A 25075-nucleotide genomic window follows, 5' to 3' on the forward strand; every position below is an offset into this window, starting at 1 on the left:
CTGCGCCCCGGGCGCGCGCCGCCTGGTTGCGCGCCCGGCCTACCCGGCTCCGCCGCAACCGGTGGCCCAGCCCCTGCCGCGGCACTCGCCCGCGGTAGGCGGGCTGGTGCCGTTTTCCACCGTGGACTGGCCTGGCCAACTGGCCGCGGTCGTGTTCATCGCGGGCTGCCCCTGGCGCTGCCACTACTGCCACAACGTCGAGCTGCAGACCCGCGCCGCGCGCTATGACTGGCGCGAAACGCGCGCCTTCCTGGAAACGCGCAAGGGCCTGCTGGACGCGGTCGTGTTCTCCGGCGGCGAACCCCTGAGCGAACCGCGCCTGCCGCAGATGCTGCGCGATGTGCGGCGCATGGGCTATCGCGTCGGCCTGCATACCGCCGGCATCTATCCCTTGCGCCTGGCCGACGTGCTGCGCCACCTGGATTGGGTGGGGCTGGACATCAAGGCCGACGCCCAGGGCTACGACGACGTCACCGGCCGGCGCGACTCGCAACGCCCTGCCCAGGCCTGCCTGGCGCAGTTGCTCGCGGCCGGCGCCGACTTCGAATGCCGCGTCACCTGGCATCCGGACTGGCTGAGCGAAACGCGCCTGCTGGCCCTGGCGCGCGAACTGGCCCGCCGCGGCGTGCGGCGTTTCGCGGTCCAGGGCGCGCGCCGCTCGCCCGACGCGCCGCCGGTACGAGCGCTCGGCGCGCCAGCCCTGGCCCTGCTGATGCAGTGGTTCGAGGAGTTCGCCTATCGCTGAGCCAGGCGCCGCTGCAAGGTGGCGAGGAACCGGGGCGACCCCACGGCGCCCACATTGCAGCGGGACCACGGCGACACCGCCGTCGGATCCACGCTGAACACGCGCCCCGGCGCCATGATGACTTTCTGCGGCATCAGGTCCGCCGCCAGCGTCAGCGAATCCGGCACGCCGGGAAAGGCCGACCACAGGTACAGCGAGCTGGTGGGACGGGCGTAGACCTCGGCGCCCAGCGCGTCCAGCACCTCCAGCGCCTGGCCGGTAGCGGCCTCCAGCCGCTGGCGCAGCCTGACCAGATGACGCTCGTAGTGCCCTTCGCGCAACATCACGTCCACCATGCGTTCGCAGTATTCGGAGCTGCTGACGTGCACCAGCGCCTTCAGGTCGGCCAGGTCGCTGGCCAGGGCCGCGTTGCAGGCGATGTAGCCCACGCGCAGCGCGGCCGAGAACGACTTCGAAAAACTGCCGATGTAGATCGTGCGTTCCAGCTGGTCCAGCGCCGACAGGCGCACGGCCGAGGTGGGCTTGAAGTCGGCCAGCGGGTCGTTTTCCACCACCGTCAGGTTGTAGCGTTCCGACAGCTGCAGCACCTTGTAGGCCTTGGCCGGCGAGATGTCCGAACCGGTGGGGTTGTGCGCCAGCGACTGGGTGAAGAACAGGCGCGGCTTTTCCTTTTGCAGCAAGGCTTCCAGCGCGGCCAGGTCGGGACCGTCCGCCAGGCGCGGCACGCCCAGCATGCGCGCGCCGGCCAGTTTCAGCTTGCCGAACAGCGGGTAGTAGCCGGGGTTGTCGACCAGCACGGCCGCGCCCGGCGGCACGAAGTAGCGGATCACCAGGTCCATGGCTTCGTTGGCGCCATGCGTCAGCACCAGTTGCGGCGGCGCGGCGCTGATGCCCACATCGCCCAGCTTGCGCACCAGGCTTTCGCGCAACGGCGCATAGCCGAAACGGCTGCCGTAGCGGAACAAGGCGCCCAGCCCCGTGCGCACCACCTTCTGGTGATAGCGGTCCATGCGCATGTCCGCCAGCCACTCCACCGGCGGAAAGCCGTCGCCCACCGCCACGGCGTCGGGCTGGGTCTTGAGCTGTTCGCGCATCAGCCACACGATGTCCATGGCGCGGCTCAGTTGGCCGGGTTCTTCCTCGGCCGCCTTGCGCCCGAAATCGGTTTCCAGCACGAAGAAGCCCGAGCCCCGGCGCGGCTCCACCAGCCCCTGCGCCACCAGCATTTCAAACGCCACCACCACCGTGTTCTTGGCGTAGCGGTGCAGTTGCGCCAGTTCGCGCAGGGACGGCAGCTTGTCGCCCGGGCGGTACACGCCGTCGGCGATCTGCTGGCCGATCAGCCTGGCCAGGCTCTCGGCAATGGGCGCGGGGCGCTGGGTCCTGCCGCTGGTTGCTGCGTCTTCCACGCTGGAATTCCCGTTGGATGGGCGGCCAAAATTGGTGCAGTGCAATGGTACTGTTTGCCCAAACTGTACCTCTCAATAGCGGTACAGTTTACCTAGAATCAGGCCACTTGATTCTTACTGGAGACATGCCATCGTGGCCGATTCACGCCTGCCCAATTTCCGCGCCCTGACCCCGGCGCAACGCCTCGCCGCCATCGCCGACGCCGCCGCCCTTACCGCCGAGGAACGCCAGTTGCTCGCCAGTCCCGGCGCGCTTGGCCTGGACCGCGCCGACGGCATGATCGAAAACGTGATCGGCGCCTTCGAGCTGCCGCTGGGCGTGGCCGGCAACTTCCAGGTCAACGGCCGCGACGTGCTGGTGCCCATGGCGGTCGAGGAGCCCTCGGTGGTGGCGGCCGCGTCCTACATGGCCAAGCTGGCGCGCGAATGCGGCGGCTTCGAGACGTCCAGCACCCGGCCGCTGATGCGCGCCCAGGTGCAGGTGCTGGGCCTGAGCGATCCGCACGGCGCGCGCCTGGCGCTGCTGCGCGAACGCGAGCGCATCGTCACCCTGGCCAACAGCCGCGACAAGGTGCTGATCGAGCTGGGCGGCGGCTGCCAGGACATCGAGGTCCACGTGTTCCCCGACACGCCGCGCGGCCCCATGATCGTGATGCACCTGATCGTGGACGTGCGCGACGCCATGGGCGCCAACACCGTCAACACCATGGCCGAGGCCGTGGCGCCGCTGGTCGAACAGATCACTGGCGGCTCGGTGCGCCTGCGCATCCTGTCCAACCTGGCCGACCTGCGCCTGGCCCGCGCCCGCGTGCGCCTGACGCCGCAGGCGCTGGACACCAAGGAGCGCAGCGGCGCCGAGATCATCGAAGGCGTGCTGGACGCCTACACCTTCGCCGCCGTCGACCCCTACCGCGCCGCCACCCACAACAAGGGCATCATGAACGGCATCGATCCCGTCATCGTCGCCACCGGCAACGACTGGCGCGCGGTCGAGGCCGGCGCCCACGCCTACGCCTGCCGCGACGGCCGCTACACCTCGCTCACGCAGTGGGAAAAGGACAATTCGGGCGCGCTGGTGGGCACCATAGAAATGCCCATGCCGGTCGGCCTGGTGGGCGGCGCCACCAAGACCCATCCGCTGGCCCGCCTGGCGCTGAAGATCATGGACGTGCGCTCCGCCCAGGAACTGGGCGAAGTCGCCGTGGCCGTCGGCCTGGCGCAGAACCTGGGCGCGCTGCGCGCGCTGGCCACCGAAGGCATACAACGCGGCCACATGGCCCTGCACGCCCGCAACATCGCGCTGGTGGCCGGCGCCACGGGCGCCGAGATCGACGCGATCGCCAAGCGCATGGCCGCGGAAAAGGACGTCCGCACCGACCGCGCCCTGGCCTTGCTGGAGGAATTGCGCAACCCGCGATAAGCCTGGCCCGCAGGGCCGGGACCCGTGCGCGGGCAATAGCCGCGCGCAGGTCCCGGACAACAACAGAGGCGGCGCCCGGTATCCTCCGCGCGCCGCCCGACCACAGAGGAGAGAGACATGAAACCAAGCACCCCGGCGCCTGATTGGCGCCTGGCGGAAGTCTGGAGCGACACGGTGGACCTGCGCCAGCTGGCCTGGGCCATCGGCCTGGGCATCGTCATCAGCGTGGCGGGCTTCTTTGCCGCCAGCCGCTGGCTGCGCGGCATCGTCGCGTCGCCCGAACTGGCGCACGCCTACGCCATGCTGGCCGGTTTGGCCGGCTGCGTGCTGGCGGGCGTGATCTGCGCCCGGCTGTTCCCGCCCAAGCGCGAAGTCATCGAACATACGTCCACGCACGATCCGGCCTGGCGCGCCGAAGTGCTGGCCGAACTGGCCGAGCAGCCCGGCGGCCTGGGCACGCTGGCCGACCTGCCGGAACCCGTGAAGCGCGAACTGAAGGAGCTGGACCTCTACGATCTGTTCGCCGAGCCAGCCGCGCAGCCGCCGCAGCCGCAAGCCGCGGCCGGCTCGCGCCAGGGCGCAGGCAAGGAGGCGCTGGCATGAGCGATCCCATCCTGCTCGAACAGATCATGGTGGCCGCCGCGATGGGGTTGCTGGGCGCGGTGGTGTTCGCGGCCATCGGCCTGGTGTCCGGCACCGACGAGACCACCACGCTGGCGCCGCTGACCTTGCTGGTGGTGCTGCTGGGCGTGCCGCCCGCGGGCGTGTTCACCTTCTTCCTGGCCGGCGCGGTCGCCAAGCACATGACGCATGCCGTGCCCACGGCCCTGCTGGGCATCCCCGGCGACACCCTGGCCACGCCGCTGCTGCAGGACGCGAACATGCTGCGCAAGCTGGGCGTGCCGCACATCGCGCTGCGCAAAATGGTGTCCGGCGCCATCGTCGCGGCCTTCGTGGCGGTGCCGCTGGCGGTGCTGTTCGCGGTGCTGCTGGCCCCGTTCGGCGCCGCCATCACCAAGTCCGCGCCCTGGATCTTCCTGGCCGCGGCGGTGCTGATCGCCTACTTCTCGGCCGGACGCTGGGCCGCCGTGGCCTTGCTGGTGCCCTTCGTGGTGGTCATCATCGCGCTGCAAAGCCTGACCGCCAAGTATGGCGTCAAACTCAGCATCAGCTACTTCCTGGGCATCGCCATCGGCCCGCTGATCGCCGACCTGTTCACGGTGATCTCGCCGCAGGGCCGCGCGCGGATGATGCGCGACAAGGTGCGCACGTTCTCGCTGGCGCCGGACGTCAAGGGCTGGTCGGGCTACTTCCCCAACCCGCTGAAGGTCATGGACCGCACGCAGACGCGCTGGACCCTGGCCACCGCAGCCATCTCCAGCGCCACCTTCGTGTTCAGCCCCGTGGCGATGACGGTGGTGCTGGGCGAACTGGTGGGCTCGCGCATCAAGCATGCCTACCACCGCCTGACCACGGTGCTGAGCGCGCGCAACGGCGTGACCGAGGCCACCTACATCGCCGAGGCGCTGATCCCGCTGATCGCTTTCGGCCTGCCGCTGAGCCCGGTGGCCGCCGGCCCCGCCGCCCCGCTCTTCAACGCGCCGCCGCGCTTCACGGTGGATGCCGCCTCGGGCCAGACGCACAATCTGCACAACCTGCTGAACCACTGGGAATTCCTGGGCTACGGCATGCTGGCGGTGCTGCTGGCCGCGGTGGTCTCCTATCCCTTCGCCATGAACTTCGCGCGCCGCGCCGCGCTGTTCGTGTCGCGCAAGGTCAGCCATGAGGCCATCATCGCCACCTTCGTCGGCCTGATCATCGTGATCAGCATCTGGGAAGGCCAGTTCCTCGGCCTGCTCGTGATCCTGACCATGGGCCTGATCGGCGGCCTGCTGTCTCGACTGTTCGGCTTCAATACGGGCGTGCAGTTCATGGGGTATTACACGGCGGTGCTGTCGGTCCCGGCCATCGTCAAGCTGCTGGGATAGACAATTAGCGCGGGGCTAGCTGCCCCGCGCTTGATCCTGCGCAAGGCGACCCGTCAGTCCTTGCTCTAGCCTCTGTCCACTTGACCAGAGGAAAGACTCAACATGACGTGGTTCAAATCACTCACCCTCGCCGGACGCGAATTGCTGCCCATCGTCCAGGGCGGCATGGGCGTCGGCGTATCCGCCCATCGCCTGGCCGGCGCGGTTGCCAGCCAGAACGCCATGGGCACCATCGCCAGCGTGGATTTGCGCCATCACCATCCGGATCTGCTGGAGAAAACCGAACGCTGCCATGACCGCGATGTGATCGACAGCGCCAATCAGGAAGCGCTGCACCGCGAAGTGCGCGCCGCCCTGGACACCGCGCAGGGCCGCGGCCTGGTGGCCGTGAACGTCATGAAGGCGGTGCGCGACCATCCGGCCCTGGTGCGCCAGGCCTGCGAGAGCGGCGCTCAGGCCATCGTGATGGGCGCCGGCCTGCCGCTGGATCTGCCCGAAATGACGGCCGACTACCCCAAGGTGGCGCTGGTGCCCATCCTGTCCGAGGCGCGCGGCGTAGCCGTGGTGCTGAAGAAATGGATGAAGAAGGGCCGCATGGCCGACGCCGTGGTGATCGAGCATCCCGGCTATGCCGGCGGCCATCTGGGCGCGGCGCGGCTGGACGACATCCACAACGAACGCTTCGACTTCCAGCGCGTGCTGGCCGATTGCCACACGCTGTTCCAGGAACTGGCGCTGGGCCCGGACGCGCCGCGCCTGATCGTGGCGGGCGGCGTGGGCAGCCACGAGCAGGTGCGCCACTGGCTGGCCAACGGCGCCGACGGCGTGCAGGTGGGCACGGCCTTCGCCGTTACCCGCGAAGGCGACGCCCACGAGAATTTCAAGCGCGTGCTGATCGACGCCGACCCCGACAAGCTGGCCGAATTCACCAGCGTGGCCGGTCTGCCCGCGCGCGCCGTGGAAACGCCCTGGCTGACGCGCTACCTGCGCCAGGAAAAGACACTGCAGGCCAACACCCGTTGCGACGCGCGGCGCTGCAGCCAGCGCATGGATTGCCTGACGCAATGCGGGCTGCGCGACGGCCTGGCGCGCTTCGGACAGTTCTGCATCGACCTGAAGCTGGCGGCCGCCATGCGCGGCGAAGTCAGCCGCGGCCTGTTTTTCCGCGGTGCATCCAAACTGCCCTTCGGCAACGCCATGCGCTCGGTCCGTGAATTGATGGACTATCTCCTGCACGGCCAGATGCCCGCCGCGGCCTGAGTCTTGTCGCCGGGCCACGGCGGGGACTTTCCAAAATAATTGAACGACGTACAATATTATTCGTCGTTCAATTATTTTAAGGCCATGGACCTTCCCGCCACGCCCCCATCCGAATCCGCCGCGCCCGAGGCCGGACGCCGCGAACGCAAACGCCTGCAAACCCTGGACCATCTGGCGCAAACCGCCTGGCGCCTGTTCGAAACCCTGGGCTATGACGCGGTCACCATGGAACAAATCGCCGCCCAGGCGGATGTATCCAAGGGCACGCTGTACAACCATTTCCCCGTCAAGGAAGCCCTGCTGGCACACCGCTTCCACGCGGAACTGGCCGCCAGCGTCCAGGACCTCCTGCCCGCGCTGCGCGCCCTGCCCACCCTGGCGCGGCGCCTGAGGCGGATCCTGCATGCTTCGGCGCATTGGTCGGAATCGCACCGCGCCTATCTCGGCCCGTACCTGCGCTACCGCCTGTCCACGCTGCAGCCGGGCGCGGGCGGCGACGGCCGCGCGCCGCGCAGCGGCATGCAGGCCCTGTTCACCGCCCTGATCGAAGAAGCGCAGGCCAAGGGCCAGGCGCGCACCGATCTGGCCGCCGAGCAGCTGGCCCACCAGCTTCAGTTCCTGTACCTGGGCGCGATGCTGCGCTGGCTGGACCTGCCACGCGCCAGCCTGAAGGCGGAATTCGACGCCGCCATCAGCCTCTTCGTGCACGGCGTGACGCCCGGAGCCCCGGCATGACTGCCGCCCTGCTGGACTGGCCCGCGGCGGCGCTTGCCGGGCCCCAGGCCGCGGGCGGCAAGGGTTGGCAGCTGGGCCGCATGGCGCAATTGGGCGTGCCCGTGCCCGACGGTTTCGTGCTGCCCGCCCAACTCAGCCTGGAGCGGGAACCGGGCCAGGAGGTGCCGCCCGCCGTGGCCCAGGCCTTGCGCGGCGAACTGGCCGCGCGCGGCTGGCAGGAGCGGCCGCTGGCCCTGCGCTCGTCCGCGCCGCAAGAGGACTCCGCGGGCGCGTCGTTCGCCGGCATCCATCTTTCCTGCCTCAACGTGCGCGGCGCCGATGCGGCCATCGAGGCGCTCAGGCAGATCTGGGATTCGCAATGGACGCCGCAGGCGCGTGCCTATCGCCAGAAGCTGGGCGTGCAGGCCGCGGGCATGGCCGTGGTCGTCATGCCGCTGATCGATGCCGTCGCATCGGGCATCGCCTTCACCATCGATCCCGTGTCGGGCCGCCATGACGAGATGCTGATCCACGCCAACTGGGGCCTGGGCGAATCGCTGGTCGGCGGCCAGGCCGAGGGCGACGAGTACCGCTTGCGCGAAGATTATCTGCGGCAGGCCTGGCCGCTGCTGGAGCGGCGCATCGGCGCCAAGCGCCACGCCAGCCTGCCCGCCGATGGCGCGGGTACGCGCCTGGCCGACACGCCGCCGGAACAGGCCGCGCAGGCCGTGCTGAGCGACGCGCAGGCCGAAGCCCTGGGTGACATCGCGCGCGACGCCGCCCGCGCGCTGGACTACTCCGGCACGGGGTATGACATCGAATGGGTATGGGACGGGCGGCGCTTCTGGATCGTGCAGGCGCGCCCCGTCACCGCGGCGGCGCGCCATACCTATCCCGCGTTGCGCGCGCAGCCCTCCTATTGGTCGCGCGGCAACACCCGCGAGGTCCTGCCGCAAGCCCTGTCGGCCATGGAATGGGATTCGGGCCGCGTCATGGCGCAACGCATGCTGAGCCGCGGCTTCCAGCTCAGCGGCTACGACACCCTGCCCGGCGTGCGCATGGCGGCGCTGTTCCATGGCCGCATGTACCTGGACGCCTCGGTCATCCAATGGGTGGGCCATGACGCGCTGGGCATACCCGCGCAAGCCATGAATACGCTACTGGGTGGCCCGCAGCCCGTGATCGCCGTGCCGCCAGCCACGCTGGCGCAGCGCTTGCAGCGCGGCTGGCGGGTCCTGCGTTATCTGCGACGCGCCGGGCCCCTGCGCAAGCGAGCGGCCGGCGACCTGCCGCGCCTGTTCGCGCGCGCCCAGTCCTGGCTGGACGAAGCGCCGCCCGCCTCCAACGCGGCGCTGGGCGCGCGGCTGCGCGAGCAATTCCAGACGGTCCTGGCGTCGGACGAACTGTTCTTTCTGCAAGGCTCGGGCGGCGGCGCGCTGCACAAGCTGCTGGAGCTGGTGGAAAGGGCCTGCCCCGGCGAGGGCCATGCGCTGACCGCGGCGCTGATGGCCGGCGGCGAACCCAGCGTGACCGCGGCGCAAAGCTATGCGCTGATGGACCTGGCCGGGCTGGCCGCGGCCGACGCCCAGGCGCTGGCCTGGCTGCGCGACCCGCAACGGGACAGCGCGGCCTGGCAGAGCGCCTTGCCGGACGCCAGCCCGTTCAAGCGCGCGTTCGCCGATTTCCTGCGCCAGTACGGCCACCGCGCGGTTTATGAGAGTTATCTGCGCAATCCGCGCTGGCGCGAAGCGCCCGGCTATCTGCTGGACAGCGTGGTGCAGTTGATAGGCGCCGACGCCGACGCGCTGCGCGCGCGCCAGGACGCTGCCGCAAGCCTGGCTCGGCAGCGGGTGCGCGCCGCGTTGCCGTTGTGGCAGCGGCCCCTGGCCTTCAAGCTGCTGGCTGCCGCCCGCCTCGAAGGCGCGCAGCGCGAGGCCGCCCGCAGCGTGCTGGTGGCCTATCTGGCGGCGGCGCGCAAGAGCGCGCTGGCGCTGGGCCGGCGCTTTACAGGCCCGGACGGGCTGACCGCCGCCGACGACATCTTCCACCTGACGGCGGCCGAGCTTTACGCCCTGGCCGACGCCCGGCTCACGCCCGCAGCGGCGGGCCGGCGCGCCGCCCTGCGCCGCGCGCAGCTGGAGGCCTGGGCCGCCGAGCCGGATCCGGACGTCATCGCCGAATACGCCGGCGGCAGCGCCCCCATGACGACCGACGCCGAGCATGACGACGCGGACGGCGCGCATGCCTGGCGCGGCACGCCGGCCGCCGGCGGCCATGCGCAAGGCCTTGCATTCGTCGCCCGCACGCCGTCGGAAGGACTGGCCATGCCGCCCGGCGGCATCCTCGTCGCGCCGTCCACCGATCCCGCCTGGACTCCCTTGTTCCTGCGCGCCGGCGCGCTGGTGATGGAGGCAGGCGGCTACCTGTCGCATGGCGCCATCGTGGCGCGCGAGTTCGGCATCCCGGCGGTCGTCAATGTGCAGGGCATCCTGCGCCACGTCGTCAGCGGCGACATGCTGGAAGTGGATGCCGCGCGCGGCACGGTGCGGCGGGTGGCGGCGGCAGACAGCGCTGCGCCGGACGCGGACCCGCGATGACAGGATGGCAAACGCAGGCCGACCGGGCCGGACTGGCCGCTGTGGACTGGCAGGAACGGATCGGCCCTGGCGCGCCGGCAGCCGCTAGCGCGCCGCGGCCAGATTGAACTGGAACACCGCCCCAGATCCCCCGCGGTCCACCAGCCTGATCTCGCTGTGATGCAGCTGCAGGATGCGCTGCACGATCACCAGCCCCAGCCCGCCCCCGCCGCCCGGGCCGCGGTTCAGGGCGCTGGCCCGCGTGAACAGGCCGGCGCGCAAGGCTTCGGGTATCCCCTCGCCGGTATCGCTGACCTGTACCTGCACCTGGTTCTGCGCGGCGTCCAGCCGCAGCTCGATATGGCCGCCGGGCGGGCTGTGGCGGATGGCATTGTCCAGCAGATTGGTCAGCACCCGTTCGATCAGTCCCAGGTCCGCGCGCACCGGCGGCAGCTCCCGCGGGATGTCGGTGGTCAACCGCTGCTGGCGCGCCTCCGCCGCCAATTCAAACTTCTGGATCACGTCCTGCACCAGTTCCGGCAGCGAAAAGGTCTCGGGCTCCAGCCGCACCAATCCGGATTCCAGCCGCGCCAGTTCGAACAGTTCCTGCGCCAGCCGGCCCACCTTGCGGCTTTGCGCCAGCGCGATGTCCAGGTAGCGGCGGCGCTCCCCGGCATCCAGCGTCTCGTCCTTCAGCCTCAGGGTTTCCAGATAGCCGTGCAGCGAAGTCAGCGGCGTGCGCAGGTCGTGCGAAATATTGGCGACCAGATCGCGCCGCTGCTGGTCCTGGCGCGTCAGTTCGCGCCACTGCTCCGAGATCCGCTTGCCCATCTGTACGAAGCTGCGTCGCAGGATCGCGATCTCGTCGCTGCTGCGGTCCGAGGCGTCGCCGGGACGCTCCAGCGCGGCCAGGGCCTGTCCGTCGTCTCCGTCGAAAGCTCGCACCGCCCGCGTCAGGCCGCGCAGCGGGCGGGTGATCAGCGCGAACGCCGCCAGGCCCGCCACCAGGCCCAGCAGCGCGACCAGCGCGATGGACCACAGGGTCGTGCGCAGCACTGAGCTGCGCGACACCGCCATCGCCAGCGCGTCATGCGCCTGGCCTTGCAGCACCACGTAGACGTAGCCCTTTTCCTGCCCGCCCACGCGCACCGGCGCGGCGCTGAATACCTTCTGCGCGTCCAGGCTGCGCGGGTCGTCGCCCGTGATGGGCAGCATGCCGCCGGCCAGCAGGCGCTTGACCGGTCCCAGGTCCACGCGGTCGCGCTTGATCTGGCCCGCGGGCGCGGCGTCGCCCACGATGCGGCCGTCGTTGGACAGCAGATAGACCTCGACCGCGGGGTTCACGGCCATCAGCATGTCGAACAGCGAACGCACGGCGTCCGGCTTCCAGCCATTGGTGTCCATCAATTCGTTGGCGCCGGCGATGTGCTGCGCCAGCCCGCTGGACAGGCGCTGGACCACTTCCTGCTCGTAGCGGGAATTGGCGGCGATCTGCAGCCACGCCGACGCGCCGCAGCAGGCGAGCAACAGCAGCGCGAAAACGGCGGACAGCCGCTGGGTGAGCGTTAGCCGCTTCATGATGCGCCTCCCGCGCCGGCCGGTCCCGCGGCGAATTTGTAGCCCCGGCCCCATACCGTCAGGATGCGCTGCGGATTGGACGGATCCGCCTCGATCTTGGTGCGCAGCCGGTTGATATGGGTATTGACTGTGTGTTCATAGCCTTCGTGCTGGTAGCCCCAGACGTGGTTCAGCAGGTCCATGCGCGAGAACACCTTGTCGGGATTGCGCGCGAAGAAATGCAGCAGGTCGAACTCGCGCGGCGTCAGGTCCAGCCGCCGGTTGTCGACCTCGGCGGTGCGCGCCACCGGATCGATGGACAGGCCGTGCAGCGCCAGGCTGCCGGCGTCGATGCGGGCGTTGCGCTCCAGCGCCTCGCTGCGGCGCAGCAGCGCCCGCACCCGCGCCACCAGCTCCAGCATGGAGAACGGCTTGGCCAGGTAGTCGTCCGCGCCCAGTTCCAGGCCCAGGATGCGGTGCACCTCGCTGGAGCGCGCGCTGGTGATGATGATGGGCGTGTAGCGCGCCATGGCGCGCGCCCGCTTGCAGATCTCCAGGCCGTCGATGCCAGGCAGCATCAGGTCCAGCACCAGGGCATCCCAGCTGCCTTCCTCCAGCCGCCGCATGCCTTCGTTGCCGTCGGCGGCATGTTCGACCGCGTAGCCTTCGTCACGCAGGTGCAGGCGCAGCAGTTCAGCGATGTGGGCGTCGTCTTCGACGATAAGTACGCGACGGGGCGTGTCCATGGGGGCAAGCGCTCTAAAAGGGGCCAATGCAAGGGGCCGATGCGCCTATTGTCGCCAATCCGGGCGGCCGAGTTATCACATTTAATTTAAGTTTGCGTGAGGACTTCGGTATGGCGCCGGGGGAAGAATGGCTCCAACGACAACAAGCCACCGGAGCCCTGCCATGCTGGCCCCCCCTGCAAACCACGATGCGCCCCTCGTCCCGGTGCCTGGCGCCCCCATCCATCCCGGCTGGCTGCGCATCATGCACTGGCTCAACGCCCTGGCCGTGGTCATCATGGTCACCAGCGGCTGGCGCATCTATAACGCGTCCCCCCTGTTCGACTTCGTGTTCCCCCGGGAAATCACGCTGGGCGGCTGGCTGGGCGGCGCCCTGCAATGGCACTTCGCCGGCATGTGGCTGCTGTTCTTCAACGGCGTCCTGTACCTGGCGATGAATCTCGCCACCGGCAGGCTGTGGCGCAAGTTCTTCCCCCTGAGCGTCCGCGGCGTGGCCGCCGACCTGGGCGCGGCGCTGCGCGGCAAGCTGGCCCACGCCGACCCGCGCCGCTACAACCAGGTGCAGCGCCTGGCCTATCTGTTCGTGATGCTCGACATCGCGGTGCTGGTGCTGTCCGGCCTGGTGCTGTGGAAGTCGGTGCAGTTCAGCCTGCTGCGCGAGCTGATGGGCGGCTACGAGACCGCGCGCCGCGTGCACTTCACCGCCATGGCCTTGCTCACGGCCTTCGTGGCGGTCCACCTGGTGATGGTCGCGCTGGTGCCGCGCAGCCTGATCGCCATGATCCGCGGCAAATGAGGAGCCGTCCGTGAACCCGAAAAAGCGCCCCTCCCTGCCCGGCCTGGATGGCCCTGCCATCCTGAAGGAAGCCGGAAAGATCCTGGAAAAGCGGATCGAACAGCCTTCGCGCCGCGTCTTTCTGCGCAGCAGCCTGACCCTGGGCGGGCTGGCCATGCTGTCCGGCTGCTCGCTGTCGGACGATGAAAGCGTCGAAAAGGCGCTGACCGCGGTCTCGCGCTTGAACGACCGCGTGCAGGGCTGGATCTTCGATCCGAACAAGCTGGCGCCCACCTATCCCGAATCCATGATGACGCGGCCCTTTCCCTTCAATGCCTACTACAGCATCGACGAGGTGCGGCACGTGGACGAGGAATCGTTCCGGCTGGAAGTGAGCGGCCTGGTCGCGGACAAGCGCCGCTGGCGGCTCGATGAGCTGCGCGCCATGGCGCAGATCGACCAGGTCACGCGGCACATCTGCGTGGAAGGCTGGAGCGCCATCGGCAAATGGGGCGGTGTGCCGTTTTCCTCCTTCCTCAAGCGCGTGGGCGCCGACCTGAGCGCCAAGTACGTGGGCTTCAAGTGCGCGGACGACTACTACACCAGCATCGACATGCCCACCGCGCTGCATCCCCAGACCATCCTGGCGCTGACCTACGACGGCCAGACGCTGCCACCAGAGTACGGCTTCCCCATGAAGCTGCGCATGCCTACCAAGCTTGGCTACAAGAACCCCAAGCACATACAGGCAATTTTCGTCACCAACACCTACCCGGGCGGTTACTGGGAGGACCAGGGCTACAACTGGTTCGGCGGCAGCTAGGTGGAATCTTTCCCTACCCACACTCCTTGAAGGAACGCATCATGAAGAAAATCGCTACCACCGCCGCGCTGTCCCTGTGCCTGGCCTTCGGCGCCGCCGCGGTCCACGCCGCCGACAACATGAGCAAGGACGCCATGGGCGGCGGCTCGATGTCGAAGGATTCGATGTCCAAGGATGGAATGTCCAAGGGCGGCATGTCGAAAGATGGCATGTCCAAGGACTCGATGTCCAAGGACGGCATGTCCAAGGATTCGATGTCGAAGGATTCCATGTCCAAGGAAGGCATGTCGAAGGACGGCATGTCGAAAGGCGGCATGTCGAAGGACGGCATGTCCAAGGATTCCATGTCCAAGGACGGCATGTCGAAAGACGGCATGAAGCAATAGCGCCCTCCCGGCCCGCCCCTGATCCGGAGCATGTCATGAAACTAGACCGCAGGCATTTCCTGGGCCTGGGCAGCGCGGCGGCCATCGCCGCCGGCCTGGCCCCGGTCCTGGCCGCGCGCGGCGGCCCGGCGGCCGCCGCGCAGGCCTTTCCCTACACGCTGAGCGATGCGCAATGGCGCGAACGGCTGACCCGCGAGCAATACCAGGTGCTGCGCCGCGAAGCCACCGAACGGCCCTATTCCAGCCCGCTGGACAAGGAGTACCGCAAGGGTTCCTACGCCTGCGCCGGCTGCGCCCATCCGCTGTTCTCGTCGTCCACCAAGTTCGACAGCGGCACAGGCTGGCCCAGCTTCTGGCAGCCGCTGGACGGCGGCGTGGGCGAGACCACCGACCGCAGCTTCGGCATGACCCGCGTCGCCGTGCACTGCGCCAACTGCGGCGGCCATCTGGGCCACGTCTTCGATGACGGCCCGCGTCCGACCGGACTACGCTATTGCATGAATGGCGTGGCCCTGGCGTTCACCCCCCAGGCCTGACTACCGGCCGCCACTTCCATCAGGAGACATCATGTCCGTCACCCGCCTGCCCCGCCAACTCTGCGCCGCGCTGGCAGCCGCCTGCGGCCTGCTGGGAGCCGCCACGGCCAGCGCCGCCGAATCCGCCGTCATCATCCCGCCCCCGGCGCTGGACCCGCCCGCGGCCGCCGCGCCGCAAAAAGCCGTCATCGCCGGCGGCTGCTTCTGGGGCGTGCAGGCCGTGTTCCAGCACGTCAAGGGCGTGAGCTCGGCCGTTTCCGGCTACGCCGGCGGCCAGGCGGCCACCGCCAACTACGACACGGTCAGCGGCGGCCGCAGCGGCCACGCCGAAGCGGTCGAGATCACCTACGATCCCGCCCAGGTCAGCTACGGCCAATTGCTGCAGATCTATTTCTCGGTGGCCCATGACCCGACCCAGCTCAACCGCCAGGGGCCGGATACCGGCCCGCAATACCGTTCGGCGGTGTTCCCGTCCGACGACAGCCAACGCAAGGTCGCCGAGGCCTACATCGCGCAGCTGAACAAGGCCGGCGTCTATCCCAAGGCGCTCGCCACCACGATCGAACCGCTGAAGGCCTTCTACCCGGCCGAGGACTACCACCAGGACTACCTGGTGCGCCATCCGTACAGCATGTACATCATGGTGAACGACGTGCCCAAGGTCGAAAACCTGGCGAAGACGTTTCCGCAGCGGTATCGGGATCAGCCGGTGCTGGTGATGAAAGCGGAGAAGTGAGGCTACGTCCGACAATGCAACCGCGGCAGCCGCGCACCGGGCGTGCCAAAAAGTGCCCGGCGGCGCCACCGGCCGCGGCGCCGGGCGGTATCATGCAGGCCTGCGGACAAGCAAAACCAGGAGAAATACAGCAGTGAACGACGCCCTCGTACCGGACATTGACGCCGCCGACGCCCCCAAGGAACAGCAACCCACGCTATGGCGCGACGACGGCTGGACCGCCCGGATCATCAAGAACGAGGACGACGACGGCTGGGCCGTGGAAATGACCATGGACGGCGAGGCCGAACCGGCGCTGGTCGGCCCATGGACCATGGGCCGCGACAAGAAGAACCCCAAGCCGCTCGACTCCCCGGCGTTCATCACCCTGGTCAAGACCGCCCGGGAAGTGCTGCGCCGCCACGAACAGCAATTGCATGCCACGCTGCACAAGAGCGTCAGGATCGACAGCGCCGCCGGCCGCCTGACCGTCAAGCTGGATATCGTTCCCGATGAAGACGAGCCGTATGCCGTGCTGAGCGCCTACGACGAATCCGGCGAACAGCTGGCCCAGACCCATGTCGCGCCCACGTACAAGCTGAACGTGCAACGCGCATCGGAGTGGGCCAGCGGCGGTTTCGGCAAGCACGGCTGACAGGCCGCCGGCTCAAGTCGGCCTGCATCCCGCCTCAGCGCATCAATACCTGTAGTTCACGCCCAGCATGGCGCTGAACGGCGCGCCGTAGTAGTTGCTGTATACGTTCGTGCTGGCGTAGTACTTCTTGTCGAACACGTTGTTCAGGTTCAAGGTCGCCGACCACTGGCGGCTGAACTGGTAGCGCGCCATCAGGTCCACCAGGGCATAGCCGCTTTGCGACGACTCGAACGGCTGTCCACCCGGTCCTCGGCTGGTGTACTCGCTGCCGCTTTCCCAGCGCAATCCGCCCCCCACCGTCAGGGCGCTCAATGCGCCGGGAAGGCGATAGGTGGTGTACAGCTTGGCGATGTGGCGCGGCAGGCCGACTTGCGTGGTGAATCCTTGCGGCAGACGACGGTCCACGTACGCATAGGACAATTGCATCTGCCAGCCCGGCGTCAGTTCGCCACTGATTTCGGCTTCCACGCCCCGCATGACCGCGCCGTCGGCGGCGACGTAGGCGTTGTCGCCGTTCGGCGCCAGACGGTCGCCATCCAGCATGGCGTAGTTGTCCTGGCGGGTCCGGAACAGGGCCAGCGCCGCGTTCAAGCGGCCGTCCAGCATGGCCGACTTCAGTCCGATCTCGTAGGTATTACCTTTGATCGGCGCCAGCACGCTGCCAGTCACGCTCTGCGCCTGCTGCGGCTGGAAGATGCTGGTGTAGCTGGCATAGGCCGACACCGCGCTGGTCAGGTCGTAGACCACGCCGGCATAGGGGGTGTAGACACCCTGCTCGCGCATATTGTCCGGGTAGGACGAACCGTCGTTGTAGTTGTACGAGGCCTGCTGGTCCCACCAGCTCACGCGCGATCCCAGCACCACGGACAGGGCATCAGTGGGGCGCAGGCGCAACGCGCCGTAGATCGACGCCTGCTTCTCGGTGTAATAGCGCCTCCCCGTGGTCTGCCAGTCCGGTTCGGGCATGTCGCCGTTCCAGTCGCGCATGTCTGGAATCTTCGCGTCGTAGCCCGGCGCTGTCCAAAGCGGATACATGTCGTAGTCGCCCCTCGTGCGCGACGCGCTCGCGCCCACCACGAGGTCGTGTTGGCGGCCGAAGGCGTCGAATGCGCCGCTCAGGCTGGCATCGACCGCGTTCTGCGTCTTGGGGATGGGCCATTTGGCGACCCACACCGAGGCGCCCCGGCCCGTCGCCGGGTCTGCCCAGCCGTTGCTGCTGAACCAGCCGTAGGTGCGGTCATTGTCGTCACCCGTGCGCGAGACGGTCACCGACCCCTTCCACAGCGGCGCGAACTCGTGATCCAGCGTGGCGAACACGTTGTAGCGCGTGCGTTCCTGGCGGCTCCAGTTGGTCGCCGAGTTGAAGCGCTGGCGGAAATCCGTTTTCGAACCGTCCGCGTAGGCGGCGGGAAAGCCGAAGTACGAGCACGCCGTGCACTTCTTGCGCTGGTATTCCGCGCCCAGAGTCAACAGCGTGCCTTCGGCCAGATCGGCCTCGACCACCCCGTAAAGCAACTGCGAATCCTGCTTGACGCGGTCGATGAACGAACCGCCTTCCTGCCACGCCCCAACCAGCCGGCCGCGAAGCTTGCCGGCCTCGTCCAGCGGACTGCCCAAATCGAACTCTGTGCGCTTGTAGTCCCAGGAGCCGATAGCCGCCCCCACGCTGGCCTCGAATTCGCGGGTCGGACGCTTGCGCACCAGATTGATCGACGCGGCAGGGTTGCCGGCGCCGTTCAACAAACCCGTGGAACCGCGCACCACTTCGATCCGGTCGTACAGCGCGGTATCCAGCCCCAGCGCATTGAAATCCTTGTGCGTGGGCACGCCATCCACCTGCATATTGGTGACTTCCATGCCCCTTGCGTACAAGCCCTTTTCGTTGTCATCGGCCGACCCCTTTTTCTTGAAGGTCAGGCCCGGCGTGTTGGCGATGGCGTCCTCCAAGGTATTGAGGCCCTGGTCCGACAAGCGTTCGCGCGTCATCACCGATACCGATTGCGGCGTCTCGCGCAGTGTCATCGGCAGCTTGGTGGCGGTGGTGGACAAGCCCACGGTGTACGAGCCCGAACCTTCGCTTGGCGCCGGTTCGCGCGAACCCAGCACTTCCACGGGCGCAAGCGTCTGCGCGCCGCCTATGCGCAGCCCGTAGTTGTTGCCGCCTTGGCTGATGGCCTCCAGCCCGGTGCCCAACAGCATGGCCTCCAGCCCCGAGGCAATGCCGTACTGGCCATGCAGGCCGGCACTTTGCTTGCCTTGCGTCAGTTGGGCATCGAACGACAGCACCACGCCCGCCTGGGCGGCAAAGCGGCTGAGCGCCAGGCCCAAGGGGCCGGCCGGCACATCGTAGGACCGGACCGCATCGGCGGACGGCACGGTCTGCGCCATAGCGGGCGGGGCCGACGCCAATGCCATCAATGCGACAAAGACGGCGCCGGCGATAGGTGCCAGAGGACCTGGATGGCGATGGAAGGAGGTAGCGAAAGGCATAAGTTCAGGTTTTCCGTGATTCAAATCCGACGTAATCCCTGCTAAGTCGGATGAGCATGGAAAAAGGACAATGCCAGGCGAAAATAAATCAGCCGCGCGCGACGACCCGGGTGTAGTAGCGCGTGAAGCGCGAAATACGCACGGGCAGCGCGCGTTCCACGGCGGCCAGCGCACGGTCGGTGTCGTCGATCGGAAATGCGCCCGACACGCGTAACGCGGCCACCGCCTCGTCGCAACTAAGACGGCCGGGCCGGTAGCGGTCCAGTTGCGCCACAAGGTCGCCCAGCCGCACATCGTCCACGATCAGCAAACCGCGGGTCCAGGCGTCGGGTTCGCCGGTGACGGCGCCTTCATGACGGGCTGCCGACGTTTCCAGCACGCCCTGTTCGCCTGCGTGCAGCACCAGCGGCGCTCCCGCTCCCGCGGGCCGCAGCTCCACCGCGTGCCGCAGCACAGCGACTCGCGTGTGGGCGTCCTGCCGGTTGACGGTGAAGCGCGTGCCCAACGGGCGCACCGTGCCGTGCAGCGTCCTTACCTGCAAGGGCGGCAAGCCGGCAGCGGCGTGTTCGGTGTCGATCAGGATTTCGCCCGCATGGACGGTGATGCGCCGGCCGCGCGCGTCCACTGTCACGTCCACCGCGCTGGCGCTGTCCAGCCATAGCAACGTGCCGTCCGCCAGCATCAGTTCGCGCCGTTCGCCCGTACCCATGCGGTAGTCGGCCAGATAACCCGCCGCCATCTGCTCGACCGGCAAGATGCGCCAGGCCAGCAAGCCGCCGGCGCCGAACAGCGCCGCCGCTCCCAGGCCGGACCGCAGCGCACTGCGTCGACGCGCGAAGTGGAGGTCTGCGCGATTGAGCGCATCTGCGGCGAGCTGCGAGGGTGCCGCACCCAAGGTGCCGCGCAGGCGTTCCACCTGGCTCCAGATGCGGGCATGTTCGGGATCGGCCGCCAGCCAGCGGCCATGCGCCGTCACATCGGCGGCGCTGACATCATCAGCGCAGAGCCGCGCATACCATTGCGCCGCCGCGGCGATAGTCTTGTCCGCCATCGCGCGCCTATTGCCGTTCCAAGGCGTAGACCAGGCAATGCTCGGTCGCGCGCGCCATGTACTTCTTCACCGAACTGACTGTCACACCCAGCTTGGCTGCGATGTCCGCGTAGCTTGCGCCTTCAAGTTGGGACATGAGGAAGGCGCGCCGCACCCTCTCGCCCAGGCCGTGCAGCATGGCATCGATCTCGCGGATCGTTTCCAGCAGGATGGTTTGGGTTTCAGGCGAGATCGCATGGGCCTCCGGCTGTTGCGCCAGGGTCTCCAGCCAGGCACGCTCCAGCACCTGGCGGCGGATGTGGTCCACCAGCGTGCGTTGCGCAACCGTGGCCAAAAAACTGCGAGGCTGCCTTATGCCCTGCAACTGCGCCATGGACGCCGGCGACGCCAGCAAGCGCAGAAACGTGTCTTGAGTCAGATCGGCGGCTTCGGCGGGCACATTCAAGCGCCGCAGCAACCAGCCGCGCAGCCAACCGTGATGCTCGCGGTAGAGCAAGCCAAGCTCTCGGTGCTCCAAAGATGGCAAGGACGACATGGCCGTAGCGCGACCGCTTCATGAGTTTTTAAGAATGGGAATTGTAATCATTATTGATGGCGGAGCGCAATTTCGCGCGGGCTCCCGCGGAATCCCCAGGGCTTTTCGGATTAGCGTGTGCACTGCGCCCCCAAAAAAAAAGCAGACCTGCGGTCTGCCTTCCTGTGGGTCGGGCACCTGCTGCGGCCGGGCAACGGCGCGCAGCTGGGACCGCCTCAATGCCCCGTCGAATCGCCTTCCCTGCTGGCCTCGAACAGGAACCAGGTGCGCCTCTCGGTTTCGTCGATCCAGTTCTCGATCAGGCTGGAGCTGGCGATGTCGCGGTGCTCGTCTGTGATGTTATGCGCCTCGCGCAGCGCCGCGGCCAGGGCCTTGTTGTCGTCGCGCAGCTCGGCCAGCATGTCCAGCGGCTGCACGTAGTCGGCATCGTTGTCCGCGACGCGCTGCGTGCGCGCGATCTGGCCGATGGACCGCAGCGTGGTGCCGCCGATCTTGCGGATGCGCTCCGCGATCGGGTCGGTCATGGCAAACAGCTGGTCGCCCTGCTCGTCCAGCAGCAGATGGTAGTCGCGGAAATGGGGGCCGCTGACGTGCCAGTGGAAGTTCTTGGTCTTGAGATAAAGGGCGAACACGTCGGCCAGTATCTGGTTCAACGCCGCGGAAATGTCCCTGGTGGCCGCCGACGCCAGATCGGTTGGCGTCGCCAGCGGGCGCTTGCGCCGCTCTTTCAGGGCTTTGGTGGTCTTCTCATCCAGTTTCTTGGCCATGGGTCGCAACTCCTAGGAATGATGGGGGGGAAAACGCACGCGCAGCGCAGCTTGTACGCGCCGCGACATTCCTAGCGTAGTTCCGCCCGCGCACTTTTGCCAATGTCCGGAATCAAAGCCCCTCCTGAAATCCTGCTGTACCAGGAGTATGCTACGCCGCGTCAATTCAGCCGGATCCCTCCATCGCTATGCGCGGCAATCCCGACGCCAGACAAGGCGCCCTCGCCTTGCACGGGTTTTACTTCCTGTATTACGGCCTGCAAGGCGTCAGCATTCCCTTCCTGCCCCTGTGGTTCGCCAGCCGCGGCCTGGATCCCGCCCTCATCGGCCTGATCGTCGCCACCTCGTTCCTGCCCAAGATCCTGTCCACGCCCGTGGTCGCCCACGTGGCCGACCAGAGCGGGCGCGCCCACGCGTTGATTGCGGCGGCGCTGGCCGCCTCGCTGGCGCTGTTCATCTGCTATCCGTTCAGCAGCACGCCAGCCTGGCTGCTGGCCATTACCCTGCTGCTCAACGCCATGTTCCCGGCGGTGCTGCCGCTGATGGACCGCATGGCCATCGCCAGCGGCCGCGGCCAGGGCAGCTCCTATACGGTCATGCGCGCCTGCGGCTCGCTGGGCTTCGCCGTGGTCACCTTGGCCGGCGGCTACCTGATCAAGACCTTCGACGCCGACTGGGTGATGTGGCTGTCGATCCTGCTCATCATCGCCTGCCTGGCCTGCGTGCGGCTGCTGCCGCAGGCGGCCCGCCCGTCCCCCGGGGAAACGCCGGCGCCGCCGGTGCGCCTGCCCATGCTTGAAGTCCTGCGCGACCGGCCGCTGCTGATGTGCATCGCGGCGGCCTCGCTGGTCCAGGCCAGCAACGGTTTTCTCTACTCTTATTCCACCCTCTACTGGACCGCCAGCGGCCTGTCGACGGCGCTGATTTCCATGCTGTGGGTGGTGGGCGTGGCCAGCGAGGTGCTGTTCTTCTTCCTGGCGCCCCGCATCCTGGCCCGCACCGGCGCCCAATGGCTGATCCTGGCGTCCGCCGTCATGACCGCGATCCGCTGGGCCGGCCTGTCCGCCACCACCGACCCGGCCCTGATCGCCGCGCTGCAATTGCTGCAGTGCTTCACCCTGGCGGGCAACAACGCGGCCATCATGTGGTACATCGCGCGCCACGTGCCCGCCGCCATCAAGACCTCGGCCATCGCGCTCTATGCCCTGCTGTCGGGCGGCGTCTTCATGTTCGCCAGCATCCAGCTGGGCGGCGCGCTGTATCGCAGCTATGCGCCGGGAGGGTTCCTGGTGATGTCGCTGTGCGCGATCGGGGCGGTGCCGCTGGTGATCTACGCGGAGAAGCTGCGCAGGAAGGCTGCTTAGCGGGTTCCCTGGACGAAAAAAAGGCCTCGCAAGCGAGGCCTTTTCGTCAGCTCAGCAGCAGCCGATCCGTTTCTTGCCGCCATAGCGCGCGTCCTGGCGCTCGCGGAAGAACTCTTCGTACGTCATCGGCTCCTGGTCAGGGTGCGTACGCCGCACGTGCGCGACATACGTTTCGTAGTCCGGCACGCCGACCATCAGCCGGAGCGTCTGCCCCAGGTAGCGGCCGGCGGCGCCGGCCGCGGAACTCATGTTGCCAAACAGCATGCGTCGTCTCCCTGATCCGCTCAGTCCGCGCCGGCGGCGGCCGGCAGCGTTTCGTAAGGCATTTCGCGGGCGGTCGGCTTGTTCTCGTTGCGCGCGCGCTGCACCGAACGCAGGCCGAACACCACGATGCTGACCACCACGAAGATGAAGATCGCGCACAGGCCGGCGTTGATGTAGTCGTTGAACACCACGCGCGACATTTCGCCCAGGGACTTGGCCGGAGCCAGAACCTTGCCTTCGGCGATGGCCGCGTTGTACTTGTCGGCGTGCGCCAGGAAGCTGACACGCGGGTCGGCGTGGAACAGCTTCTGCCAGCCGGCGGTCAGCGTGCATGCCAAGAGCCACAGCGTCGGCAGCACGGTGACCCAGGCGTAGCGGTCGCGCTTCATCTTGAACAGCACCACCGTGCCCAGGGTCAGGGCGATCGCGGCCAGCATCTGGTTGGCGATGCCGAACAGCGGCCACAGCGTGTTGATGCCGCCCAGCGGATCCACCACGCCCTGGTACAGGAAGTAACCCCAGGCCGCCACGCACAGGCCGGTGGCGATCAGGTTGGCGGGCAGCGAATCCGTGCGCTTGAGCGACGGGGCGAAGGTGCCCAGCAGGTCCTGCAGCATGAAGCGGCCCGCGCGGGTGCCGGCGTCGACGGCCGTCAGGATGAAGAGCGCTTCGAACAGGATGGCGAAGTGGTACCAGAAGGCCATCATGCCCGGGCCGCCGATGGCCTGGTGCAGGATGTGCGCCATGCCCACGGCCAGCGTCGGAGCGCCGCCCGCGCGCGAGATGATGGTGCTTTCGCCCACGTCCTTGGCGGTCTGGATCAGGTCGGCCGGCGTCACCACGAAGCCCCAGCTGGACACCACCTGGGCGACCTGGTCGGGCGTGGTGCCGATGACGGCCGCCGGGCTGTTCATGGCGTAGTAGATGCCCGGCTCGATCACGCAAGCGGCCACCAGCGCCATGATGGCGACGAAGGATTCCATCAGCATGCCGCCGTAACCGATGTAGCGGGCCTGGGTTTCATTCTCGATCAGCTTGGGCGTGGTGCCCGAGGAGATCAAGGCGTGGAAGCCCGACACCGCGCCGCAGGCGATGGTGATGAAGAGGAACGGGAACAGGTTGCCCGACCACACCGGACCGGAGCCGTCGACGAACTGCGTCAGCGCGGGCATCTTCAGTTCAGGCGCGACCACGACGATGCCGATGGCCAGGCCGACGATGGTGCCGATCTTCAGGAAGGTCGACAGGTAGTCGCGCGGGGCCAGCAGCAGCCACACCGGCAGCACCGAGGCGATGAAGCCGTAGATGATCAGGATCCAGGTCAGGCCCTTGCCGTCGAAGTCGAACATCGGGCCGATCACCGGGTGCGCGGCCACGTCCTGGCCGAAGGTGATGGCGGCCATCAGGCCGACGAAGCCGATGATGGAGACTTCGCCGATCTTGCCCGGACGGATGTAGCGCAGGTACACGCCCATGAACAGCGCGATGGGGATGGTCGCGGCCACCGTGAAGGTGCCCCACGGAGAGTGCGTCAGCGCCTTGACCACGATCAGCGCCAGCACGGCCAGGATGATGACCATGATCATGAAGGCGCCGAACAGCGCGATCACGCCCGGGATCTTGCCCAGCTCGGACTTGACCAGGTCGCCCAGCGAACGGCCGTCGCGGCGGGTCGAGATGAAGAGGATGGTGAAGTCCTGCACGGCGCCGGCGAAGACCACGCCGGCCAGGATCCACAACATGCCCGGCAGATAGCCCATCTGCGCGGCCAGCACCGGGCCCACCAGCGGGCCGGCGCCGGCGATGGCGGCGAAGTGGTGGCCGAACAGCACGTGCTTGTTGGTGGGCACGTAGTCCAGACCGTCGTTATGCTTCCAGGCCGGCGTCATGCGCGTCGGATCCAGCTGGAAGACGTTCTTGGCGATGAAGCGGCTGTAATAACGGTATGCGATCAAATACACGCATACGGCGGCGATCACCACCCATAGCGCATTGATGGTCTCCCCTCTGGCCAGCGCCACGGTGCCTAGCGCGAACGCGCCCAGTACCGCAACCGCCAGCCAGACCAGGTGCTGACCCAGTCCCTTACTGCTGGTTTGCATAAGTGCTCCTCTAGCCTCCCGCCATGCTTTTGGCGTGAAACGCTTTTATCGTCCCGCGGAAGGCAGACTCATTGTTGTGGGGTGGCGGACGCGCGCGCGTCCACGCAGCGCCGTGTCGACGCGGACGCTAGTATTTCGTTTTGACTACGCAGCAACAAGCGCGGAACTACGCAACTTCACTACGTGTTACTACGCAA

22 protein-coding genes and 2 pseudogenes are annotated in these 25075 nt (G+C 67.9%); 14 read left to right on the forward strand and 10 right to left on the reverse strand.

All coding sequences use genetic code 11. The features are described from left to right. The first annotated feature begins 22 nt into the window (after nt 1–22). Nucleotides 23–745 carry an anaerobic ribonucleoside-triphosphate reductase activating protein gene (locus HWY37_RS23250; RefSeq protein WP_176090065.1) on the forward strand — a complete coding sequence of 241 codons (723 nt, stop codon included), beginning with the start codon at nt 23–25 and terminating at the stop codon, nt 743–745. Here the strand turns inward: HWY37_RS23250 and HWY37_RS23255 are convergent. Further along, entirely contained in the window at nt 736–2154 is a 1419-nt protein-coding gene (locus HWY37_RS23255; RefSeq protein ID WP_175211673.1) for an aminotransferase-like domain-containing protein, read from the reverse strand. The genes HWY37_RS23250 and HWY37_RS23255 overlap by 10 nt on opposite strands. 130 nt (nt 2155–2284) lie before the next feature. Here HWY37_RS23255 and HWY37_RS23260 point away from each other — a divergent pair, with 130 nt between their 5' ends. The 6 genes from HWY37_RS23260 to HWY37_RS23285 all read left to right on the forward strand — a co-directional run bounded on the left by HWY37_RS23260 (nt 2285) and on the right by HWY37_RS23285 (nt 10133). Then, nucleotides 2285–3574 (forward strand): hydroxymethylglutaryl-CoA reductase, degradative, encoded by a 1290-nt coding sequence (locus HWY37_RS23260; protein WP_176090066.1) that lies wholly within the window; start codon nt 2285–2287, stop codon nt 3572–3574. A 117-nt stretch (nt 3575–3691) separates the two neighbouring features. Continuing rightward, on the forward strand, nt 3692–4177 hold the full coding sequence (locus tag HWY37_RS23265; RefSeq protein WP_175211675.1) for a hypothetical protein: 486 nt from the start codon (nt 3692–3694) through the stop codon (nt 4175–4177). Continuing rightward, the gene (locus tag HWY37_RS23270; protein ID WP_175211676.1) at nt 4174–5562 is read left to right on the forward strand and encodes a tripartite tricarboxylate transporter permease; all 1389 of its coding nucleotides are present in this window, start codon (nt 4174–4176) and stop codon (nt 5560–5562) included. The genes HWY37_RS23265 and HWY37_RS23270 overlap by 4 nt, the downstream gene beginning before the upstream one ends. Nucleotides 5563–5664: 102 nt before the next feature. Continuing rightward, nucleotides 5665–6822 carry an NAD(P)H-dependent flavin oxidoreductase gene (locus tag HWY37_RS23275; protein ID WP_176089958.1) on the forward strand — a complete coding sequence of 386 codons (1158 nt, stop codon included), beginning with the start codon at nt 5665–5667 and terminating at the stop codon, nt 6820–6822. A gap of 84 nt (nt 6823–6906) precedes the next feature. After that, a complete protein-coding gene (locus tag HWY37_RS23280; protein WP_176089959.1) occupies nt 6907–7557 on the forward strand; it encodes a TetR/AcrR family transcriptional regulator in 651 nt (216 codons plus the stop codon). Next, nucleotides 7554–10133, forward strand: a complete 2580-nt coding sequence (locus HWY37_RS23285; protein WP_176089960.1) for a PEP/pyruvate-binding domain-containing protein — start codon at nt 7554–7556, stop codon at nt 10131–10133. Before HWY37_RS23280 ends, HWY37_RS23285 begins: the two co-directional genes overlap by 4 nt. Nucleotides 10134–10217: 84 nt before the next feature. On the opposite strand, the gene HWY37_RS23290 is transcribed toward HWY37_RS23285, so the two are convergent. Next, on the reverse strand, nt 10218–11690 hold the full coding sequence (locus HWY37_RS23290) for a sensor histidine kinase (protein ID WP_176089961.1): 1473 nt from the start codon (nt 11688–11690) through the stop codon (nt 10218–10220). Next, nucleotides 11687–12415 (reverse strand): response regulator transcription factor, encoded by a 729-nt coding sequence (locus HWY37_RS23295; protein WP_175208851.1) that lies wholly within the window; start codon nt 12413–12415, stop codon nt 11687–11689. Before HWY37_RS23295 ends, HWY37_RS23290 begins: the two co-directional genes overlap by 4 nt. Before the next feature lie 163 nt (nt 12416–12578). Here HWY37_RS23295 and HWY37_RS23300 point away from each other — a divergent pair, with 163 nt between their 5' ends. The 3 genes and pseudogenes from HWY37_RS23300 to HWY37_RS23310 all read left to right on the forward strand — a co-directional run. Then, complete coding sequence (locus HWY37_RS23300) at nt 12579–13211, forward strand: cytochrome b/b6 domain-containing protein (protein WP_175208850.1); 633 nt, start codon at nt 12579–12581, stop codon at nt 13209–13211. A 10-nt stretch (nt 13212–13221) separates the two neighbouring features. Further along, the gene (locus HWY37_RS23305) at nt 13222–14013 is read left to right on the forward strand and encodes a molybdopterin-dependent oxidoreductase (protein ID WP_176089962.1); all 792 of its coding nucleotides are present in this window, start codon (nt 13222–13224) and stop codon (nt 14011–14013) included. A gap of 41 nt (nt 14014–14054) precedes the next feature. Then, a pseudogene (locus tag HWY37_RS23310) lies at nt 14055–14333 on the forward strand (pentapeptide MXKDX repeat protein); the annotation flags it as partial. Here HWY37_RS23310 and HWY37_RS34915 read toward each other — a convergent pair. Further along, nucleotides 14331–14396 (reverse strand): annotated as a pseudogene (locus HWY37_RS34915) (hypothetical protein); the annotation flags it as partial. The pseudogenes HWY37_RS23310 and HWY37_RS34915 overlap by 3 nt on opposite strands. 38 nt (nt 14397–14434) lie before the next feature. Between HWY37_RS34915 and msrB the strand changes: the two are divergent. The 3 genes from msrB to HWY37_RS23325 all read left to right on the forward strand — a co-directional run bounded on the left by msrB (nt 14435) and on the right by HWY37_RS23325 (nt 16305). After that, nucleotides 14435–14935 (forward strand): peptide-methionine (R)-S-oxide reductase MsrB, encoded by a 501-nt coding sequence (gene msrB / locus HWY37_RS23315; protein ID WP_175208847.1) that lies wholly within the window; start codon nt 14435–14437, stop codon nt 14933–14935. Between the two features lie 31 nt (nt 14936–14966). After that, a complete protein-coding gene (gene msrA, locus HWY37_RS23320) occupies nt 14967–15671 on the forward strand; it encodes a peptide-methionine (S)-S-oxide reductase MsrA (protein ID WP_175208846.1) in 705 nt (234 codons plus the stop codon). A gap of 133 nt (nt 15672–15804) precedes the next feature. After that, nucleotides 15805–16305: a hypothetical protein gene (locus HWY37_RS23325; protein WP_175208845.1), complete on the forward strand. Its 501-nt coding sequence runs from the start codon at nt 15805–15807 to the stop codon at nt 16303–16305. A 42-nt stretch (nt 16306–16347) separates the two neighbouring features. Here the strand turns inward: HWY37_RS23325 and HWY37_RS23330 are convergent, their stop codons facing one another. The 4 genes from HWY37_RS23330 to HWY37_RS23345 form a co-directional block, all read right to left on the reverse strand. Next, nucleotides 16348–18681 carry a TonB-dependent siderophore receptor gene (locus tag HWY37_RS23330; protein WP_246302388.1) on the reverse strand — a complete coding sequence of 778 codons (2334 nt, stop codon included), beginning with the start codon at nt 18679–18681 and terminating at the stop codon, nt 16348–16350. A 202-nt stretch (nt 18682–18883) separates the two neighbouring features. Beyond that, nucleotides 18884–19846 (reverse strand): FecR domain-containing protein, encoded by a 963-nt coding sequence (locus HWY37_RS23335; protein ID WP_176089964.1) that lies wholly within the window; start codon nt 19844–19846, stop codon nt 18884–18886. 7 nt (nt 19847–19853) lie between these two features. After that, nucleotides 19854–20381 carry a sigma-70 family RNA polymerase sigma factor gene (locus HWY37_RS23340; RefSeq protein ID WP_175208842.1) on the reverse strand — a complete coding sequence of 176 codons (528 nt, stop codon included), beginning with the start codon at nt 20379–20381 and terminating at the stop codon, nt 19854–19856. A 215-nt stretch (nt 20382–20596) separates the two neighbouring features. Continuing rightward, entirely contained in the window at nt 20597–21148 is a 552-nt protein-coding gene (locus tag HWY37_RS23345) for a Dps family protein (protein WP_176089965.1), read from the reverse strand. 188 nt (nt 21149–21336) lie between these two features. Here HWY37_RS23345 and HWY37_RS23350 point away from each other — a divergent pair, with 188 nt between their 5' ends. After that, on the forward strand, nt 21337–22512 hold the full coding sequence (locus HWY37_RS23350) for an MFS transporter (protein ID WP_176089966.1): 1176 nt from the start codon (nt 21337–21339) through the stop codon (nt 22510–22512). Nucleotides 22513–22563: 51 nt separating this feature from the next. Here the strand turns inward: HWY37_RS23350 and HWY37_RS23355 are convergent, their stop codons facing one another. Both HWY37_RS23355 and HWY37_RS23360 read right to left on the reverse strand, forming a co-directional pair. Then, nucleotides 22564–22776 carry a YbdD/YjiX family protein gene (locus HWY37_RS23355; RefSeq protein ID WP_343061048.1) on the reverse strand — a complete coding sequence of 71 codons (213 nt, stop codon included), beginning with the start codon at nt 22774–22776 and terminating at the stop codon, nt 22564–22566. A 20-nt stretch (nt 22777–22796) separates the two neighbouring features. Next, a complete protein-coding gene (locus tag HWY37_RS23360; RefSeq protein WP_175208839.1) occupies nt 22797–24878 on the reverse strand; it encodes a carbon starvation CstA family protein in 2082 nt (693 codons plus the stop codon). Between the last annotated feature and the right edge of the window lie 197 nt (nt 24879–25075).

The organism is Achromobacter anxifer, from assembly GCF_903652925.1.
In the GTDB taxonomy this organism is placed as follows: domain Bacteria; phylum Pseudomonadota; class Gammaproteobacteria; order Burkholderiales; family Burkholderiaceae_B; genus Achromobacter; species Achromobacter anxifer.

Excerpts from the sequence above, each read along its gene's own strand:
- HWY37_RS23265 (WP_175211675.1), top strand. The coding sequence starts at position 3,692 with ATGAAACCAAGCACCCCGGCGCCTGATTGGCGCCTGGCGGAAGTCTGG.
- HWY37_RS23270 (WP_175211676.1), top strand. The coding sequence starts at position 4,174 with ATGAGCGATCCCATCCTGCTCGAACAGATCATGGTGGCCGCCGCGATG.
- HWY37_RS23275 (WP_176089958.1), top strand. The coding sequence starts at position 5,665 with ATGACGTGGTTCAAATCACTCACCCTCGCCGGACGCGAATTGCTGCCC.
- HWY37_RS23280 (WP_176089959.1), top strand. The coding sequence starts at position 6,907 with ATGGACCTTCCCGCCACGCCCCCATCCGAATCCGCCGCGCCCGAGGCC.
- HWY37_RS23285 (WP_176089960.1), top strand. The coding sequence starts at position 7,554 with ATGACTGCCGCCCTGCTGGACTGGCCCGCGGCGGCGCTTGCCGGGCCC.
- HWY37_RS23290 (WP_176089961.1), bottom strand. The coding sequence starts at position 11,690 with ATGAAGCGGCTAACGCTCACCCAGCGGCTGTCCGCCGTTTTCGCGCTG.
- HWY37_RS23295 (WP_175208851.1), bottom strand. The coding sequence starts at position 12,415 with ATGGACACGCCCCGTCGCGTACTTATCGTCGAAGACGACGCCCACATC.
- HWY37_RS23300 (WP_175208850.1), top strand. The coding sequence starts at position 12,579 with ATGCTGGCCCCCCCTGCAAACCACGATGCGCCCCTCGTCCCGGTGCCT.
- msrB (WP_175208847.1), top strand. The coding sequence starts at position 14,435 with ATGAAACTAGACCGCAGGCATTTCCTGGGCCTGGGCAGCGCGGCGGCC.
- msrA (WP_175208846.1), top strand. The coding sequence starts at position 14,967 with ATGTCCGTCACCCGCCTGCCCCGCCAACTCTGCGCCGCGCTGGCAGCC.
- HWY37_RS23335 (WP_176089964.1), bottom strand. The coding sequence starts at position 19,846 with ATGGCGGACAAGACTATCGCCGCGGCGGCGCAATGGTATGCGCGGCTC.
- HWY37_RS23340 (WP_175208842.1), bottom strand. The coding sequence starts at position 20,381 with ATGTCGTCCTTGCCATCTTTGGAGCACCGAGAGCTTGGCTTGCTCTAC.
- HWY37_RS23345 (WP_176089965.1), bottom strand. The coding sequence starts at position 21,148 with ATGGCCAAGAAACTGGATGAGAAGACCACCAAAGCCCTGAAAGAGCGG.
- HWY37_RS23350 (WP_176089966.1), top strand. The coding sequence starts at position 21,337 with ATGCGCGGCAATCCCGACGCCAGACAAGGCGCCCTCGCCTTGCACGGG.
- HWY37_RS23355 (WP_343061048.1), bottom strand. The coding sequence starts at position 22,776 with ATGCTGTTTGGCAACATGAGTTCCGCGGCCGGCGCCGCCGGCCGCTAC.
- HWY37_RS23360 (WP_175208839.1), bottom strand. The coding sequence starts at position 24,878 with ATGCAAACCAGCAGTAAGGGACTGGGTCAGCACCTGGTCTGGCTGGCG.